General features: G+C 52.1%; 13 protein-coding genes. 5 read left to right on the top strand and 8 right to left on the bottom strand.

What is annotated here, in order from left to right:
• The first annotated feature begins 245 nt into the window (after positions 1–245).
• Complete coding sequence (locus Q31b_RS04480; RefSeq protein WP_146598406.1) at positions 246–1,322, top strand: acyl-CoA desaturase; 1,077 nt, start codon at positions 246–248, stop codon at positions 1,320–1,322.
• On the opposite strand, the gene Q31b_RS04475 is transcribed toward Q31b_RS04480, so the two are convergent.
• Together Q31b_RS04475 and Q31b_RS04470 are read right to left on the bottom strand one after the other, a co-directional pair.
• Entirely contained in the window at positions 1,312–2,598 is a 1,287-nt protein-coding gene (locus tag Q31b_RS04475; RefSeq protein WP_146598405.1) for a glucose-1-phosphate adenylyltransferase, read from the bottom strand. The two genes, Q31b_RS04480 and Q31b_RS04475, sit on opposite strands and share 11 nt — an antisense overlap.
• A 129-nt stretch (positions 2,599–2,727) precedes the next feature.
• Complete coding sequence (locus tag Q31b_RS04470) at positions 2,728–3,693, bottom strand: ferredoxin--NADP reductase (protein WP_231617291.1); 966 nt, start codon at positions 3,691–3,693, stop codon at positions 2,728–2,730.
• A gap of 296 nt (positions 3,694–3,989) precedes the next feature.
• Between Q31b_RS04470 and Q31b_RS04465 the strand changes: the two genes are divergently transcribed.
• Positions 3,990–5,381, top strand: coding sequence for a hypothetical protein (locus Q31b_RS04465; RefSeq protein ID WP_146598404.1), 1,392 nt, complete (start codon positions 3,990–3,992; stop codon positions 5,379–5,381).
• A gap of 166 nt (positions 5,382–5,547) precedes the next feature.
• Here Q31b_RS04465 and msrA read toward each other — a convergent pair whose 3' ends face one another.
• Complete coding sequence (gene msrA, locus Q31b_RS04460; protein WP_146598403.1) at positions 5,548–6,057, bottom strand: peptide-methionine (S)-S-oxide reductase MsrA; 510 nt, start codon at positions 6,055–6,057, stop codon at positions 5,548–5,550.
• A gap of 317 nt (positions 6,058–6,374) precedes the next feature.
• Here msrA and lepA point away from each other — a divergent pair, with 317 nt between their 5' ends.
• Together lepA and Q31b_RS04450 are read left to right on the top strand one after the other, a co-directional pair.
• On the top strand, positions 6,375–8,171 hold the full coding sequence (gene lepA / locus Q31b_RS04455) for a translation elongation factor 4 (RefSeq protein WP_146598402.1): 1,797 nt from the start codon (positions 6,375–6,377) through the stop codon (positions 8,169–8,171).
• 112 nt (positions 8,172–8,283) lie between these two features.
• Positions 8,284–9,324, top strand: coding sequence for an acrylyl-CoA reductase family protein (locus Q31b_RS04450; protein ID WP_231617290.1), 1,041 nt, complete (start codon positions 8,284–8,286; stop codon positions 9,322–9,324).
• A gap of 68 nt (positions 9,325–9,392) precedes the next feature.
• Here the strand turns inward: Q31b_RS04450 and Q31b_RS27870 are convergent, their stop codons facing one another.
• The 3 genes from Q31b_RS27870 to Q31b_RS04440 all read right to left on the bottom strand — a co-directional run bounded on the left by Q31b_RS27870 (position 9,393) and on the right by Q31b_RS04440 (position 15,498).
• Positions 9,393–9,557 carry a hypothetical protein gene (locus Q31b_RS27870; protein WP_197170898.1) on the bottom strand — a complete coding sequence of 55 codons (165 nt, stop codon included), beginning with the start codon at positions 9,555–9,557 and terminating at the stop codon, positions 9,393–9,395.
• 452 nt (positions 9,558–10,009) lie between these two features.
• On the bottom strand, positions 10,010–10,198 hold the full coding sequence (locus Q31b_RS04445) for a hypothetical protein (RefSeq protein WP_197170896.1): 189 nt from the start codon (positions 10,196–10,198) through the stop codon (positions 10,010–10,012).
• A 359-nt stretch (positions 10,199–10,557) separates the two neighbouring features.
• Positions 10,558–15,498: a vWA domain-containing protein gene (locus Q31b_RS04440; RefSeq protein ID WP_146598401.1), complete on the bottom strand. Its 4,941-nt coding sequence runs from the start codon at positions 15,496–15,498 to the stop codon at positions 10,558–10,560.
• A gap of 182 nt (positions 15,499–15,680) precedes the next feature.
• Here Q31b_RS04440 and Q31b_RS04435 point away from each other — a divergent pair, with 182 nt between their 5' ends.
• The gene (locus Q31b_RS04435) at positions 15,681–16,928 is read left to right on the top strand and encodes an FHA domain-containing protein (RefSeq protein ID WP_146598400.1); all 1,248 of its coding nucleotides are present in this window, start codon (positions 15,681–15,683) and stop codon (positions 16,926–16,928) included.
• Positions 16,929–17,053: 125 nt separating this feature from the next.
• On the opposite strand, the gene Q31b_RS04430 is transcribed toward Q31b_RS04435, so the two are convergent.
• Complete coding sequence (locus Q31b_RS04430) at positions 17,054–17,572, bottom strand: gamma carbonic anhydrase family protein (RefSeq protein ID WP_146598399.1); 519 nt, start codon at positions 17,570–17,572, stop codon at positions 17,054–17,056.
• A 152-nt stretch (positions 17,573–17,724) separates the two neighbouring features.
• Positions 17,725–18,003: a pyrimidine/purine nucleoside phosphorylase gene (gene ppnP, locus Q31b_RS04425; protein ID WP_146598398.1), complete on the bottom strand. Its 279-nt coding sequence runs from the start codon at positions 18,001–18,003 to the stop codon at positions 17,725–17,727.
• Positions 18,004–18,077: the final 74 nt, after the last annotated feature.

The raw sequence follows: 18,077 nt of genomic DNA, 5'->3' as shown, positions 1-18,077 counted from the left end.
CGCTTGGCAACGCGGTGACGTCTCTTTTCTCGCTAAACCGCAAGATTCGCATTTTAAACGAAATCGCCAAAGGATGTGGCCTGAGCGGAAAAATCAAGCCTCAACGACAATCGCCAAGTTTTACGTTTTCGTTACAAAACCTGGGTCGGGGTGTGACAGAAGCGATTGCCGTCATCGCTAGAATCGAGCTTGAATGAAACTATCCGTTCCCCTTTTTACTATGAAACATCGTTCGGGAGACCCTTATGGCTTCGGTCATTCAGCCACCTACAAAACAAAATCGTCCTAAGAAATCCAAGCGATTTGCTAGCAAGACTGCCGGCAAGGCTTCGAAATTTGAAAAGCCAACAAGTCGTGACACGATCCGTGCTGGAGTGGAGAATGCCAGCGATGCCCCATCGGCTGCGAAGCAAACGAACACCAATGCAAATGCTGCCGACCGCCGCCGCTGGAACAATTTGAGTCCTTGGGCAATCGGCTGGTTGACCGTCGCTCATTTGGTCGTCTTGAGTGTTCCGTTCACGTTTTCTTACACCTTTTCGTGGGCAGGTATCGCGACCATGTTCTTTTTGCACTGGGTCACCGGCAGCTTGGGGATCTGCTTGGGCTACCACCGGTTGCTAACGCATACGGGGATGAAAACGTATCCCTGGGTGCGTTACACGTTTGCCACCATTGGAACGTTGGCGGGCGAAGGGTCACCGCTCGATTGGGTTGCGGACCACCGTAAACATCATGCGCATAGCGACCAAGAAGGTGACCCGCATTCGCCGCATGATGGCGGATGGTGGTCGCACGTCTTTTGGCTCGCCTTCCATACCCATAACGGCAACCGAGCAGCGTACCTGAAACGATGGGTCCCCGATTTGTATAAGCAACGCGGAATGCGAATTTTGGACGTCATGTTTTTGCCGCTACACATTCTCACAGGTTTTATCCTGTTCGGAATCGGCTATGCCTTGGAGGGCGTCCAACTCGGTACATCGCTTGTCGTTTGGGGGATGTTCGTACGACTTGTGTTAGTCCTTCATGCAACTTGGATGGTCAATAGCGCATCGCACATTTGGGGCTACAAGAATTATGAGACGAGCGACGACAGCCGGAACAATTGGTTGGTCGCGATCGTTGCTTATGGCGAAGGTTGGCACAACAACCACCACGCTTACCCGAGAATGGCCAAACATGGTCATAAGTGGTGGGAATTCGACATCACGTGGCAAGCGATCCGGCTACTAAGAGCAACCGGATTGGTTTGGGATGTGGTCGACTACCGAACTGCCAGCGAGAAGAATGGGAAGCAGGAGAAACCCGCTACGCCTTAAACCCATTTTCGATTTGGGCATTCTTGATCACGATCGAAATGCCATCACGAATCTGTAGCGGAGTGTCTTCGCCTTGATGGTCTTGGTCCGCTTCGTTGGTGATGCGAACGTTTTCGCCGATCCGACAATTCTTGTCCAAGATCGCACCGCTGATGTAACTATTGCTGCCGATCCCGGTTGGCAGCATACCGGGGGGTAGCAAACTGAGATCCTTTTCGATTTCATCGGCTCCCATCACGACGGAATCCTTGATCGTGACGTTATCACCGATCACCGTCCGCAGCCCGATTACACTATTCTCAATCGTGACGTTGTCACCGATCTTACATCCATCCGCAATCAAGCTGTTGTGGATCGTTGTTTTGCCCATCAAGGTCGGAGGCAGGTAGCGTGGTCGACTGTAGATCGGAGCATCTTTGTTGCGAAGATCAAACGGTGGGTTTTTGCCTGCCAATCCAAGGTTCGCTTCGTAAAACGCACGGATCGTTCCAATGTCTTCCCAGTAACCATCGAACAGGTGCAATTGCACTTTGTGCGACTTGATCGCTTCGGGAAAAATGCCTTTTCCGTAATCCTCATGCTCGGTGTTCTTGAGCAGATCGACCATCACGTCTTTATTGAAAATGTAGAGTCCCATGCTTGCCAAGCAATCTCGACCGTGGCTGGGAATACCATGCGCATCGATCCAAGCGGGGTCCATGCGAACGGTCGCCAATTCTTCATCGGTTTGTGGTTTTTCGACAAAGCCGCGAACTTGGCCTTCATTGTCAACTTGCATGATGCCCAAGGCGGAGGCATCTTTTCGCGAAACGGGGATCCCGGCAATCGTAGCGTCCGCCCCCGAATCGATGTGGGTTTGCATCATTTCGCGGAAGTCCATTCGGTACAATTGGTCACCCGATAGAATCAATACATGCTCGATCCAATCCTCTTCGAGGTGGACCAAGTTTTTGCGAACGGCATCGGCGGTGCCCTGATACCAATCGGTTCCCTCTTCGACCGTTTGCTGCGCCGCCAGCAACTCGACAAAACCGCCACTAAAATGATCGAAGTGATAGGTTTGCCGAAGGTGTCGGTGCAGGCTTTCGGAAAGAAACTGAGTCAGCACGTACACGCGGTTCAGATTGCTGTTGATGCAATTACTGATGGGGATATCGATCAAACGATACTTTGCGGCCAGAGGCACAGCAGGCTTGGCACGAATTTTGGTCAGCGGAAATAATCGAGTTCCTCGCCCGCCGCCAAGAATAAGTGCGATAGTTTTGTTAAGATTCATGATCGCGTTGCTCGCCTAAGTGGTTGAAATGTTAGAGATGGACGGTATCGTCCGTTCATTTGTATTACGGTTGTTATCCTGACGTTGTACCGGGTCTAAAGGACAGTGAAAAGTAAGTGCGGCAATCGGTCACCAATACTTTTCAAAACGAATCGAACCGGGCCCCTCATAATCGTGATCGTCTTTGAATCCAGCTTCTTTTAACAGGGGTAGCATGCCAGTTGCCGAGGGTGGCTCCGCTCCCGGCGGCACGTAGCCGATCATCGCAGGATTGCCACATAGAAAGACATGCGTGTTCTTTGGATCGAGTGGATCGTCCGCCATTTCGGCCAACTTGCCTGAGACAAAAAGCTCTTGCAAATATTGCTTGCCAACATAGCCAGGATGGTTGGCGTCGATGTTCTCGGGATCACGTGTTGAGAACGGTAGGTAACAATATTGGGAATACTGGTCCATCAACCTCGCGTGCTCTGCGGTATAGGCCAAGTCGATACGATTGCGAACCGATGTCGCATTGACAATCCGCCCGCGGTGGTTGTTGGACAACAAATGAGCAGCCATTGCGTTATGCGGCGCTTCGCCCGTTCCAGTGCTGAGCATTAGAATCGTATCATCGGGGTTAATGCTGCCGATCGTGTAGTGACCGACGATTTTTTTGCCAATCATCAAGCGGTCGCCAATGCCACAGCCAAACAACCGGGGCGTCACGACCGGAGGCGGCTGGCCGGGATCGGCGTGCCGGACAAGCGTGACGTAGAATTCCAAGTAGTCGACGTCATTGACGGTCGCGAGATTGCCGTGCTCATCGAGCATTGGGCAAGAGATCGAATAGGCCCGCTGAATACACTTGGCCCAATCCTTTTCGGTTAACGCTTCCTCTTGCGTATCTTCGACGCGATTTTCCCAATTCCCGATCCCCAAGGAGACGAATTGGCCTGGCTCGAAGGGCGGAAACGGCTTGTCAGGCCGGATTCGGAATCGAGCGAGATCGGGATGGGTATCGATGCGGTGAACAACCGTCGCGTTGTAGTATTTGTTTTTTAATTCGCCGATTCGTTTAGCATCAAACGGTACCGTTTCAACAATCTCACTCAAAATTTGCTCCTTGCAGCATGCCAAATGGGGATCGTAATAACTGGGCGCGACGCTTCGGTGCGGCTGGGGTTTCTCTCCCCCCCCTTGCTTAAGCTGTCTGCCGGGGCTGGATGCCCCCAGCCACGACAGAGGCCCAAAAAAATAAACTATCGTTCGCTGCAGATGCCTCAAGCAAAGCAGGGCGATCTCTAATATAATCGTTTTCTAGGTAGCCCGTGTTGCCTAATGACACGAAAAACTACCGTAGCTTGGTTTTTTCCCGCCTATCTTCACCCTTCATTCTTGCTGCTTTAACAATGTCCAACCCGAGAATTATTTTCATCCGAAGTCTACCAAGTCAACGTACTCCTTCGATCGCGACGATCGTTTGGGGCTTTCTCTTCATTTTTCTATCGGTTGCACTCCATGCTAGCCGTGCCCAAGCGGAAACGTGGGTTGGGCTACGGGGCAACTATCAAGTCGAGGCCGAACTGCTCGGCATTTGGGAGGACAACGCGATCCTATTGCTCGGTGACGGACGCCGTGTCTCGGTCGAATTGACGAATCTGCGAAGCGATAGCCGTATTCAAGCACAAAAGTTAGGAAACAACAAAGCGAGTCAGTTACAAGAGCGAATCGTTCAACTCAAAGGGCAAGTGGAACAAGCCAATGCGCCCGCTCCCGATCCGATTCCTTCGCCACCTGCGGCACCCGCGTATGAACCGCTAGGGAGTGGTGCGGATGCCATCACTGCGTTGCAGCACTATGAAACTCAAGCGGCCAGCGGCCACGCACTCCTTGCAGCATACGATTCCTTTCCGCCAAAGTATCGAAAGGACATCGATTCGCTTGTCAAAGCGGCGGCGGAGAAAATGGATCCTGCGGCCATTCCGTCGAACTTTGCTCCGCTGTATTCGCTCGGCGATTTCGTTCTGTCTCATCAAAACTATCTGCTTAGTCATCCTCGAGTCAAGTCGCTCGATGATTCCACGGAATCCTACTTTCGAGATCTTTTGTTAGCTTCCGCAGGTCTACTCAAAACGGCGTTCTCACCCGATACACTCGATATCGAATCGCTTCGTAGCGAACCGTTTCGCGATTGGTTGGTCGCCCGTGACGCGAAGTTGGCTCCCTATTGGAAACAGGTCGCGGAGGTGATGCAGCCTGTGCAACCGAGTTACCAATTAGGAGCAGCGAGGAGCAATTCGCCTTATGGCTATGACGAAATGGACGATGACGATATGTATGAGTATGAAATGGACGAACCGATGGACCCAGATGAGAATAGCAATCAATCGGGTGAGGCGGAGCCCGAAGGGGCCAAAGAAATGATTGTTACTCGATCGCTCAACGAAAACCAGCAGACGGCCACGTACCAGTTGGTTGATGGATATTGGGTCGAAAAGGAACTGGCTGAAAATTGGGCGACGCGAATGGAATCGCTCGAAAAGTCGATCAGTGATCAATCGGGGATAATGGCGATGCTAAACAATTCGGCACTCAGCGGGCTGAGCCTGTTTGTTCAGCCCAAAATTGAACGGTTGAGTACGATCGAATCGAAAGCCGAATTCCACCAGGCGCTCGACCAGCAATTGACAGGAGTTACTTCGGTCGGAGGCATACTGATACCATTTTTACGATCGGTTCCGATCCTGAAAGACTGGTTTCCCGAAGCTTCGCGATCAGACCGAGACCGCGATTTTTATTAGTCGCGATTGACGTTTGTCGCAGCATCGTCGCAACGTCGGGTAGCTCTCCGAGCGGATAGTGCCCTCCGCTTAGCCCAGGCCAACCTTCGCTCCCCAGGCGAAGAGGGTATCCGTTCGGAGAGCAGGGCGGCCAAGGCGACGAAAGGACACCAAACGGCGAGGCGACTTACCAACGTCTAGCAGACCGTCTTGGCAAAACCCAATTGGGCCGCACAAAGTGACACGTGTACCCATTTGGAATTCGTTCTAAATAGTCTTGGTGTTCGGGTTCCGCTTCCCAGAAATCGCCGACCGGTTCGACTTCGGTGACCACTTCCCCCGGCCAAATCCCAGACGCGTTCACATCCGCAATCGTATCGATCGCAATTTGCCTCTGCTGTTCATCCACGTAATAAATTGCGGAACGATAGGATGCCCCGCGGTCGTTGCCTTGACGATTTGGAGTGGTGGGATCGTGGATTTGAAAGAAAAACTCCAGTAATTCTCGATAGGAAATGATCTCAGGATCGAAGAGGATCTCAATGCCTTCGGCATGATTTCCATGGTTGCGATAGGTTGCGTTGGGAATTTCGCCCCCCGTGTAGCCAACGCGAGTGCTCTCGATTCCAGGCATTTTTCGAATCAAATCTTGCATTCCCCAAAAACATCCGCCTGCTAATACAGCTCTTTGTGACATTCTCGATTCTCCTGTCCATTTGTATCAAACCGCATGGGCAACGCCTTGCGATGCCCGACATCACACGCGTCCCGAGGGGCGTGCGGCTCAACGAAAGCCTCAACGAGTGCTTTGTCACAACTAAGAATTTAGGGTTACGGTCTTTCGTCGCAGTGGCTTGCAGTCGCAGCTTTCGGGGGCAAGAGGCCCCGGCCACTCTTTTGCCAAGCCAAAAATCAAGTTGTGACAAAGCACTAGCCTACGGTCCCTGTCAAAATCATCGGTAGTTTACTACGATAAACGCTCCAGGTGACCCCAGTTCTCAAAGATTATATTGCATGAAACCGATTCGCAACTTTTGCATTATCGCCCATATCGACCACGGAAAGTCAACATTGGCTGATCGTTTAATCCAGGCTTGTGGTGGTGTTTCGCTGCGAGAGTTCCATGACCAGATGCTCGATTCGATGGATATCGAACGAGAACGGGGGATCACCATCAAGAGCAATACGATCACGCTTGACTACACCGCACCGGATGGTCAAGAATACTTGTTGAACCTGATCGACACTCCTGGCCACGTCGACTTTTCGCATGAAGTTCGCCGCTCGTTGATGGCTTGCGAAGGTGCTTTGATCGTCATCGATGCCTCGCAAGGTGTCGAAGCACAAACGGTGGCAAATCTGTATCTGGCGTTAGAGTACGACTTGGCGTTGTTGCCAGTCATTAACAAGATTGACCTACCAGCGGCTGACGTTGACCGGGTTCGCGAGGAGATTGATGAGGACTTGGGACTTGACCCCTTTGTCGCCATTCCCGTCTCTGCAAAAACAGGTGTCGGTATCGAGGATGTGCTCGCCGGCATTGTCAAACATCTTCCGCCCCCGCAAGGCGACCCAAATGCTCCGCTAAAGGCATTGGTTTTCGATGCGCATTTCGACAAATACCGAGGCGTTATTTTGCAGTGCCGGGTAATGGAAGGAACGCTCAAGACAGGGCAAACGATTCACTTCATGCACGCCGAAAAAGACTACAAGATCGATGAGCTTGGCTACAACCAATTCAAATTGAAACCGAAAAAACAGCTTAGCGTCGGCGAGGTGGGCTATATCGTAGCGGGTGTAAAGAGTGTTCAAGATATCGAAATCGGTGATACGATTACGCTCGTCGATCGCCCCGCTTCGGAGCCGATCCCTGGCTATCAACCCGCCAAACAGGTCGTTTTTTCCTCGGTCTATCCGATGAGCACCGACGAGTACGGCGACCTAACCAAAGCACTCGACAAGTTGGCGATCAACGATGCTGCATTGACCTACGAGAAAGACAGTTCGGCGGCACTCGGGTTCGGGTTTCGCTGTGGCTTTTTAGGACTACTCCATTTGGATGTCATTCAAGAACGCTTGCAGCGAGAGTTCGATTTGGGGTTGGTCATCTCAGCTCCTTCGGTCAAGTACAAGCTCAACTTAAAAGATGGCTCAACAATCGAAGTGGACAACCCTACCTATTGGCCGGATCCGACGAATATTGATTCCGCGAGTGAGCCCTACATTAAGGCTTCGATCTTGACTCCCGAAGAATATGTCGGTCCCGTGATGGAACTCTGTCGGGAACATCGTTCGGAGAATCCGACGATGAACTACTTGTCTGCCGGACGAGTGGAAGTCAGCAGTGAGATGCCACTCGGTGAAGTCCTCTTTGATTTTTATGGCAAACTAAAAATGATCACTCGCGGCTACGGATCGTTTGACTATGAGCCAATTGAATACCGCAAAACCGATGTGGTGAAGGTCGATATTTTGGTCAATAAAGAACCGGTCGACGCGTTGTCGTACCTCGTCCACCGCGAGAAATCACGAGCGCGTGCTTTGCACTATTGTGAACAACTTGCCGAAGCGATTCCGCGTCACCAGTTCAAAATCCCAATCCAAGGCGCAATTGGTGGCACGATCATTGCGCGAGCAACCATTCAACCGTTCCGAAAAGATGTCACCGCAAAGCTTTACGGTGGCGATGTGACGCGAAAGAACAAGTTGCTTGATAAACAGAAAAAGGGCAAGGCCAAGATGAAACAATTTGGAACGGTCAACATCCCTCAAAAGGCCTTCATCTCCGTGCTGCGGGCCGATAAGGATTGAGTTTCCGTTTGACCGCGTGCCCGTCGGGTCGCATGTTTCTACCGGTGACTCGCGGGGCGTTGCCCACGTGATTTAACGAACATCAACACAACAACGACAAAAGGAAAATGACATGAGTGACCAAATGCGATGTTACTTCGTCGACAAGGACGACCAAGGCAATCTGATAGCGGGCGTGACATCAAAGCCGATTTCTGTTTTAGACGATGCGGCGGCAGCCTACTGCGCCGCGAAATCGAAGCCAGGCGAAACGATACCCCGCGTTCGCATCCGCGTGCAATTGTCTTCACTGAATTTCAAAGATGCGATGGCGGCGACAGGTAACCCAGGAATCGTCCGTAAGTTTCCTCACATCCCTGGGATCGACTCGGTCGGAGAGGTCATTGCGAGCGACGATGCAACGTTCTCGGTTGGCGATCAAGTTATCGTTACCGGCAATGACCTCGGCGTTGGCCACTTCGGCGGCTGGGCTGAGTTCATCGATGTCCCCGCGTCGTGGGTATTGCCATTGCCCAATACTCTCTCTCCTACCGAGGCGATGACGCTCGGAACCGCAGGCTTCACGGCTGCGCAGTCGGTCATGGCACTCTTGAACCATGAAGTCACGCCTGAATCAGGAACCATTCTTGTCACCGGTGCTACGGGTGGTGTCGCAAGTGTTTCGATCGAGATCCTTCGGAAACTTGGTTTTAAGATCGCAGCGGTGACTGGCAAGAAAGATCACCATCAATCGCTCATCGATCGTGGTGTCAGCGAAGTGCTCAACCGCAGCGACTTTATTGACGACAGTAAACGACCGCTGCTAAGTGGCAAGTATGCTGGTGCAATCGACACGGTCGGTGGATCGATGTTGGCAACCGTTTTGAAGATGATTTCCTATCGTGGTTGTGTAGCGGCAATGGGCGTGACCGGAGGCGCGGAACTCAACACGACCGTTCATCCGTTTATTCTTCGTGGGATTACGCTGGCCGGAATTGATTCAGCGATGTGCCCGATGCCAAAACGAAAAATCGTGTGGGAAAAACTATCGGGCGATTGGAAACTCGATGGCCTTGAATCGCTAGCCACGCTAGCATCATTGGACCAGATGCCTGCATGGGTTGAGCGAATTCTAGCAGGCGGTGTCTCGGGCCGTATCGTCGTCGAAATATAGGTTGTCACGGCCCCCACACTTCAGTGCCTGCATCCACGCGTCAGAGAACCGGAGAATTGGAACCAGGCTTATGCGGTGGAAGCTAGGCATTGGCAGCGGCAAGCAAGATCGAGCGAACGACCTCCAACGTAGCAAACAACGCGGCATTCATCAGCCACGAAAGCATCAAGAAACAAGCCACGAATCGAACGAATGAACACCATTCCGGGAACCTCGCGGTAATTCGTGTCCATTCGTGAAATCCGTGGCCGACCTTCGACCGAGCAAAGCAGCGTTAATCGCCATCCCGGTGGCTCACGCTCACCGGCAAGGATGTTTCGGCCTCCGGCCTGGCTCTGCTGAGGAGTAACTTGCTTAGCCCGGATTATTCATTAGCCGTTTTGGCGATAGCGGCCTGTCGATTTAATCGTTTAACGCCTAGCCGAAGGCGACAGCTTTTCCATAAGCGGTCGCCTATGGCTTGGCGTTAAACAATCAGTCGAGTCAAACCGATTAAATCGACAGCCCGCTAACGCCAAAACGGCTAATACGCAGACTGTTTTTCGAGCAATGAACGTAAACGCTTGAAGGCGTAGACGTTAGCAAAACAATTTGCAAGCCCATGAATCATCCGGGTTAGAGCCCTTTTTTTAGCTGAACGTGCTCCTGAAGAAGTTCAGCGACGACTTCGTTTTTGAGCTGGATCTTAGCTTCGAGGGCCTCGATCTTTTTGTCTTTCGCGTTGCCAAAGAGCTGCTTCTGCCATTAGTAGATTTGCATGGGTTGTAGCCCAAGGAGCGTCGCAGAGGTCGGAAACGGGAACATTGTCGACCAAGTATCGCTTCACAACCGCGGCTTTTTCATGGGCGGCAAATGTTCGTCGAGATCGTGTCATCGTAAAGCCCTCCTTCGGACAATCGAATAATCCGATCAGCGGCAAACTCCAGATTCAGCTGAGGCAATACATGCGGAAGGCATGACAGATACTTGGCATCTAGGAAATCGTACTGACATGGTGCTTTGCTGTTGTTGGCCAAGACTGGCCCTATCTCAACTGCCGGCTGGACAATACTTTCATTTGCGTCAACGGCGAGGGCCATATCAACCGGTTTTGGGGGCGTATTGTTTGATCAGGCCGAAATTTGATCAGGCCGAAATAGTAAGTAGTGGATTATTGCTTTGCAACTTCCCTATCGATTCACTCAAAATCTTCCACTATCTAGGTTTCAAGTTCTTGATAGATAGACGAGCGAGTTAGCGTCCTCGGCTGACCGCGATGCTTCCTCTTGCTCGGACGGTTGCCCCTTCGATAATCTTGTCTTTCTCGGTTACGAAGACTTGCAAATCGTCTGGCGTTTGTGAATAGCTAAAATCGCGAACAACGATTCCATCATTGGGGTAGTATCGCGTTTCGAGTTCGTCGGGCATCGGGTCGCTCTGGATCCGCAACCGCTCAGTCGCAACCCCAGGTGAATGCGTTTCAGTGATTGTAAAACGCTGTGTCTGGCCCCTTGATCTGGTAACGCGGAACGAGACATCCTTTACTTCCGCAAGCGAAAAGCTACCGGCTCGATCAAGCGATAGAGAACTACGAGGTGCTTCGGGGTCAGCAAAACGCAGTGCCAGATCGATTTGGACACGTGTTGCCCAGAGTGGCCAATCGCGGACGCGGCATATCAGTACGGGCACGGGCTGATTCAGTTCAAACTCTGCTACGCTGATCGAATACGTGGCTTTTTCGGATGTTCGCGAATTGTAGCCAACCAAATCAATCCACACATCACTTGGGCGAGGAGTAAAGGCCGATCGGTTTTCGTTTTCGACGACTAGCCTGAGTGTCAACTCACGATTGTTTGACAAGTCAGGCGGCAATGCCAGGACGGTAAAGCGGCTACTTTGATCCTCAATCGCTAGTTCTTCGAAAACATGTTGATGGCGAGGAAAGGGGATATGCTCTAGTTGTTCACCTTGGACTTCGAATTGAAACGCCTCGCCTCCTGTGACCCGCACGGCCGCATTTGCAGGTTCCTTTGTACCGCTTGTCGCTTGGACATCATATCGCAGTGGCTGGCGAACCAATTGACCGGGCAGTGTTTTCGAGTTGCTTGGCGGCCAACGCTTAATCGCGACGGTTCGCCCCAGCTCGACTCGGTCGCTGGCGGCTTCATTGTCCTTTTTCCAAACCACCCCCGTTTCGGCCAACGTTTTTTCCAGCAAATCGGACAATTCTCGCCCGTCTTTTGCGTTGACCACACACCCCTTGAAGTCGCTGCGCAAATCGAGCTGTTTGTCAGTATTCGCGAAACTCACGATGCTCAATCGAACACTATTCGATCTTTGTTGAAATTTTGCGATAGCGCGAGCTCGATCGGGCGAAGGGCGTCCGCCGGTCAGGAACGGTTTTCCGTCGGTCAGGACGATGATGTGTCCCGGGTCACGACCGATCACGTCATAGGCTTGGTCGATTGCCAAGTAGGTGGGTGTGACACCGATTGCGTTGGTATTGTTGAGTTGTCCAATCAATCCATTAAGGTGAGCATTATCCATTTGCGATAGCTCCGAAACGACCTGGACGTCGGTGTCGGGGTGATGTCTAGCATCGGTATCCGTCAGCGCTAGGGACGGTAGGGGGACAAGCATCCGATTACGGATCGTCACGGTTTTATATTTGCGTCCGCTTGCCGCCGCGTCTTTGACTAAGCGATCATCTTCGTCTTGAACCCATCCATAGCGGTTTCCAAATAGGATCAGCCCGACATTAGCACGACGCGCATTCAAGACTTTCAGAAAAGCTTTTAAGGATTCTCTTGCATCATCGAGCCGAGACATATTGCCCGACGACTTGTTCATCGATAACGAGCAATCGAACACAAACACAATCCTTTCGGCTGCTTTCGGATCGGTTTTGACGAAGGCTTTTGGAGCGTCATATCGAGGTAACTCGTATACGACCGTTTGAGCTTGCCCCATGTGTCGGAGTGACATTCCACCGTTTCGCCTTAACCCTCGGAAGAAGCTCTTCACTTCGAAAAAATCATCCTCAGGTTGCATGTCACTCGGGACGACGATTGACGTCGACAACGGCCCGCCCTTGGATGGTTCATTCGCCAATAGCGGAGACTGCGCCCGAGTACGAATGCTAATGCTACCGCTCGGTAAAACGGCTGGGCATTCGAATTCAAAGTCGACTGGCTTGTCACTCACTAGATTCAACAATGCCCCATTGGCAAACTCACCAATCGGTTTGGCCTTAAGCGTTGAGCGATCATCGATCGATTTTTCACAGTTTCGGACGCGATCGTCCAAATCAACGTTATCGATGCGATGCGTCAAGCGGAATCCTCCCGATTGTAGAAGCCGAGTCGCAGCAGAGACGCAAAAAGCAAATTCGCTTGGTCTTGCTTCACACCAAAATTCATTCAGTGTGCGTGCTGCGTGTTCGAGCGTAAACAAGCGAACATCGAGATCAAAGCGAGCTTGTCCAGCTCGTTGCACATTCTGGTTTCGGTAAGTCAACAAGAACGTTTGCGATCTTAAACGCGCATCCAAGTCATCAACCGATTGCCGTACGGCGGCGATACTTTTGCCCTCATTCGTCAAGATCTCGGGCTGCTCGAGAGTCGGAAGGTAATTGTCGGTGGTCAATCGACGAGAGGTCTCGCGAACGACGCCACCCTGCTCGACGAGCGAAGTGTCGCTGACGGCGCTGGCTCTTGCGAGCGTATTCTTGTCGCTGGTTGGAGGCAGTTGATCGTCACAAGTCCACTGTTGACATTGATTCAGCCAATAAACCCACGGATGGGTCTTTTCAATCATCACGACGCGGTCGAGTTCATCGGTTTCGATCGCCTGTCCCGAGTGATCGCCATTCTTCGCGGATTCGCTGCCAGCGGTCACAACCAACTCGCTTGAGCGAACGCTTAGTGGCTTGACCATTTCGAGGATTCGAGTGTGGATGCTACGGCGTTGGTCTGCATGATTGACAGCGGCCCCATGGAGCAGTGCCACCGATTGCCGAAGTCCTCGTTCGTCACCAGCGACATTCTGTGAAACGGACCGTACTCGTTCGTCCAATCGGCCGCGTAATTTTTCAAAGGCTTTTGACGCTTGCTCGGTCTGGATGACGACATCGGAAACGGCGGTCGAGGGGTTCGTCAAGCTACCGATTTCGGCGAGACGCAATTTCGCAGCCAAGCAATTCGCTTCACGGGTGGCGTTTACGATCAACGGGATCGATCGGCTTGCTTTTTCTTCGTCGAGAAACGCACCAACATCCGAAAGCAACGTTTGCGATAGACGCGGAATCTCGTGCAGCATTTGATCCCTCAGGCGATACGCCATTGAAACCGATTCCCCTTGGCGGACGAGTTCTGCATATTGACTGCCTCGCATTCGTTCAAGTCGATCACCGGCCCCTTTATTCGCACCTGGTGAGAAGACGCGATCAACGTCATTCATGCGAAGCAGATCCGCCTGTATCGAAGGTTGACGAATCCAAAAGTAGGCACGTAGATCGGGCGTCAAGATGGCATCACGGCTGGCACGATTCGTCTCGGCCACCCACTTCGCAACGTCAGGTTCAACGCCTGAAAGATCATCTGCAGTCATCAGTCGGATTAGATGCGTTTCCAAAAACCGGGCAGGAGTATTCTCGGCAACCTTTGACTTGTCGATCAATTGGACCGCAGCTTGCATCGCTTCGGGCTGGAACGATCGCTCTTCAAGCCAAGGCCATAGAAGTCGGATGATGCTCTCTTCATCCACCCCCTCGGGAACTTGAATTTTCTGGGCGAGAGGTTCTTTTGCCCAAGCATTGTAGAATTCGCGTTGAGCTTCGCTGATTGGCATCGGGTCATGGAAGTAGTCGACCAAGCGAAGTTCGGGTAAATCGATTGGGCTCGGTGCAGCGGGTGAGCCGCTTTCAAATTCGCTGAGCACTTTATCGCAACTGCCGAGCAAGTCCTCTTGTTCACTCATGTAATGCTTACCCGACAACGCCAATTGATCGAGTCTCGCCAAGTGCTTCTCCAATACGGACCACGCGACCGGATTGGTCGCCAATGGAGGATGCGAGTGTTTTTCGAGTTGATTGTGACGTTGCCATAAACGATCGATGCGATCAAACGTCTTAGCCAAGCGATCGGTATCGACGGGATCGATCACGGGGGAAGGCAGTTCTCGAGGCTGCTGGATCACTTTCCATGATCTCGCTGCTTCGCCGAGTAACAACGGATGCTGAGAAGCTGACCAAATCACTTCCGCTTCGGTCGAAACTTGCGAGCGAAGTTTTTCGGCAATCTCGCCGACCGTAACATATCCGTCATCGTTCAAGTCCCCTTTCCCAGTAAATGCCTGAATGATCGCTCCCGCAAATAAACTCGATCCACGACCGGGATTCCACCAACTTCGCTCGCCCTTATCGCTGGAGAGGAACACAGCAATTCGATCGACTTTTGCATCCTCGGTCACTTCACGACATCTTCGTGTGAACGAGTCATCGAACTTACCCCATTCCCAGATATCGCCACCACGCATTGCGTCGATAAACAGAATGACTCGACAATCTGGCGTCGAATGTTGTTTCAGCTCTTGATCGATTCCATCGAGTAGCGACTTAACGGAAACCCAAGTCGATGGATCGTCGGGAACGCTGTCGCCGACTAAAAAGTAGGGTATGTTTTCATGGACCAAGCCATGAGCGGTTAGGAACACCGCGATCATGTCATCGCCTGGGCCACCTGGGACGGCCGTTGCAATAGCTCGCGTCACTTTATTGACGAGCGTTTTTTCGTCTCCCGTGGATCGCTCCATCGGGCCAGTATGCTCAGCGACTCGACCGTGAAACAAAACGTGTTGGTTGGAGTCAGCATTGAACCACTTGTTAAACAACTCAACGTCTTCGTATGCAAACGGATTCGGCGGAGCCGACAGCGGGTCCGAATCGTTGCGAGGTGCTGATTGGGAAACCGCAATGGCGATCAGCGGAACGTCGCGGTCGGGTTGCCGAAGCAGATAAACAATGAAGATAACGACCAGCCCGATTGCCAGCGTCGCCAACGCACTGACTCGAAAGACAAGCTGCCGACGATCACGACCTCGCGATCCGAAACCACCCGCGTTGGCGATCGGGGCTGCTGACTTTCGAGTCGATTTCCGCCATCCGCTGCGTTCTTCGCGTGAATGATTACCCCGCATCGTTACTCGTGCCTTTTTTCGCTAACATAGATCAAGTAAGCCGATATCGCGATTCGGTTCTGCTCAAGCCTATTTTGCGTGGCGTAAAGAATCGCCCCGACAACTCGAGCGGATTGATCGCCCCCCGCCACACTGCAGTTTGATTATAATACGACGTCGTCCTATTTCACAAGGAGAATACATTGCGGGTTGTCATCATTGTCGAGTCAGGCCCACGACCGGGCGCCCGTTGGCTGCTGAGGCCAGGCGAAACGATGGTTTTTGGACGAACCGAACGCGCCGATGTGATTCTCGGTGAAGATCCTAGTTTGTCGTCGCGGCACTTTCACGTCTCGATCGAGGGCGATGCGTGCGTCATCGAGGATTTGCAATCGACTAACGGCACGTGGATGAACGACGAACCGATTCGATCAATCGTGCTCAACGATGGTGATCGCATCCGGGCAGGCCAATTTGTATTCGCGTTCCAGTTCGACTCCTCCTATGCCACCCATCCGATCGTCCCATCCCCAATCACGACCGATCATGATCCTCATTCCGCTGCGGCAGAGATACCGCTTCCCCCAGCCGATCTAGCTCCAGCCGATTTAGCTCCAGCCGATCTGCCCGAGTGGCAATCGCCACCTACCGCCCCTGCCGAGACAACTCCCCCAAAAACGCTCTCCAACCAGGATACCGTTCCGGAGGACGAATTTTCAGAGTTTGAAACCCGAGCGACCGAACCCGCTACGTCACCACCCGCGTTTGAGGTTCCGAGAACGGACATTTCAGATACGAACGTCCCTGAAATTCCAAAAATAAAAAAGAAGCCATCTCCCCCGCTGGGGCACTTGGAACTGCAACTTCACCGTTGCCCGTCGGGATTGATGTGTGCCACCCAACTTTCGGCATGGGCTGATCCGTCAATGATCGTCGAACGATTAGCGTTCGCATGCCCGACGACGTTCATCGTCGACTTTGGACGCACTCAGCTTGCTGCTACCGAAGCCGTCGACGAGACGATGCCCGATTACTTGTTGGCGAACATCCCGCCTGCTGTTGCCGCCGAGGTTTCGCCACGGATGGTACCCATTGTCGATCCTCAGCAGCGAGTCGAATGGGTTCAAAATGGATGGGGATCCAACGGGATGATCGTCCTGTTTTCCCAAGTCCCCGTGTTCCCTCTTCTCGAGCACTATCAACGATTGATGGGAACCGCCAAGACGGACACGGGAAAATCGAGTTCTTTTGTCGGCCTCTGTTGGCCAAGCGTTCTCGATACGGTTTTGAACAATGGCAAACCAGAGTTTGCTGCGGAGATCGCCGAACCGTGTGAAACCATTCTGCTCCAGTGTAACCAATCACCGGGCGGATGGAGATTGTTTGGGAACGATAGGCTCGAAGCTTTTTTAACTCAGTGCCAAATCCCGGTCCAGGTCGATAAGTCTTAATTGTCGGACGCTCGGAACCTTGAGTCTTTTGACTCTATTTGCATTCTCATCCATGCGTCGTTGATCGGGCCAAAGGTCCCGGCGCTGGGGCATCTTTAACAAGATCCACTACCGGCGAAGACGTTTTACGATTCTTTGTACCAACTTGAATAAAAGACATAGTTGTTTGCAATTCGTTCGATCATCTCTTTCGCCTGTTCAGGATCGACATCCTTGATGCGTTTCGCCGGGGTACCCGCATACAAACTGCCAGGCTCAATCTGAGTGCCTTGCAACACGACCGATCCTGCACCAATGATGGAGCCTTCACCGACGACGACATGATCGAGAACCACGGAACCGATTCCAATCAAACAATTCTTTTCGATCTTCGCACCATGAACACAGACGTTGTGCCCGATCGAAACATTATCATCAATCTCGATGACCGACTTTTGATACAACGTATGTAGAACCGCCCCATCTTGAATGTTGACTTTGTTGCCAATTCGAATCGAATTGACATCGCCGCGAACGACCGCCCCGAACCAAACCGAGCACTCATTGCCCATGACGACATCCCCGACAACGACCGCATTGTCGGCAAGAAAACAATTGTCACCAAATTGAGGGGTAAAACCACGGACGGATTTAATGATGCTCATGTTGTACAAATCGAATGGAGAGGGATAGAAATTGTCTGCCTTGAAATCAAAGGTGGTGGACGAGGTAACGAGTCCTTTTGGACCGCTGTGCCGTAAGGGACTCGTAGCCTCGTCCACTACGACCAACCCTAAATTTTAATCTGGTTGAAGCACTAGCTATAAAAACACAAATACGCGGTCGGCTGTTCGACCTTTAATTGGAATTTCTCATCCGCGGCTACCTGGAATTCACTTCCCGATGGATAGGCCACATACTCACTTTGGCCCGGCAGTTTGACAATCAACTCACCCGAAACGACTTTTACTCGCTCGTTCTCGCTGGTGCCAAACTCATACTGCCCAACCGCCATCACGCCGCTCGTGGCTCGGCCTTCCCTGTTTTCAAAACCAATCGATTTGACGTTGCCGTCGAAGTATTCGTTTACTTTCATCGCCGTACCCATATTCGCTTTCTGGAATTCCGTGTTGTGATGTTCTGCCTGTACTTCCGTTCCTGCTTGCTGCC

This window comes from Novipirellula aureliae (assembly GCF_007860185.1).
Lineage (GTDB): Bacteria > Planctomycetota > Planctomycetia > Pirellulales > Pirellulaceae > Novipirellula_A > Novipirellula_A aureliae.
The sequence above is the reverse complement of the archived record's forward strand: the minus strand, read 5'-3'. Positions and strand labels throughout refer to the sequence as shown.

Bases quoted from the DNA above. Each gene is read 5' to 3' on its own strand.
- Q31b_RS04465 (WP_146598404.1), top strand. From the start codon at position 3,990: ATGTCCAACCCGAGAATTATTTTCATCCGAAGTCTACCAAGTCAACGT.
- msrA (WP_146598403.1), bottom strand. From the start codon at position 6,057: ATGTCACAAAGAGCTGTATTAGCAGGCGGATGTTTTTGGGGAATGCAA.
- Q31b_RS04440 (WP_146598401.1), bottom strand. From the start codon at position 15,498: ATGCGGGGTAATCATTCACGCGAAGAACGCAGCGGATGGCGGAAATCG.
- Q31b_RS04445 (WP_197170896.1), bottom strand. From the start codon at position 10,198: ATGACACGATCTCGACGAACATTTGCCGCCCATGAAAAAGCCGCGGTT.
- Q31b_RS04480 (WP_146598406.1), top strand. From the start codon at position 246: ATGGCTTCGGTCATTCAGCCACCTACAAAACAAAATCGTCCTAAGAAA.
- Q31b_RS27870 (WP_197170898.1), bottom strand. From the start codon at position 9,557: ATGGACACGAATTACCGCGAGGTTCCCGGAATGGTGTTCATTCGTTCG.
- Q31b_RS04475 (WP_146598405.1), bottom strand. From the start codon at position 2,598: ATGAATCTTAACAAAACTATCGCACTTATTCTTGGCGGCGGGCGAGGA.
- lepA (WP_146598402.1), top strand. From the start codon at position 6,375: ATGAAACCGATTCGCAACTTTTGCATTATCGCCCATATCGACCACGGA.
- Q31b_RS04450 (WP_231617290.1), top strand. From the start codon at position 8,284: ATGAGTGACCAAATGCGATGTTACTTCGTCGACAAGGACGACCAAGGC.
- Q31b_RS04430 (WP_146598399.1), bottom strand. From the start codon at position 17,572: ATGAGCATCATTAAATCCGTCCGTGGTTTTACCCCTCAATTTGGTGAC.
- ppnP (WP_146598398.1), bottom strand. From the start codon at position 18,003: ATGAAAGTAAACGAATACTTCGACGGCAACGTCAAATCGATTGGTTTT.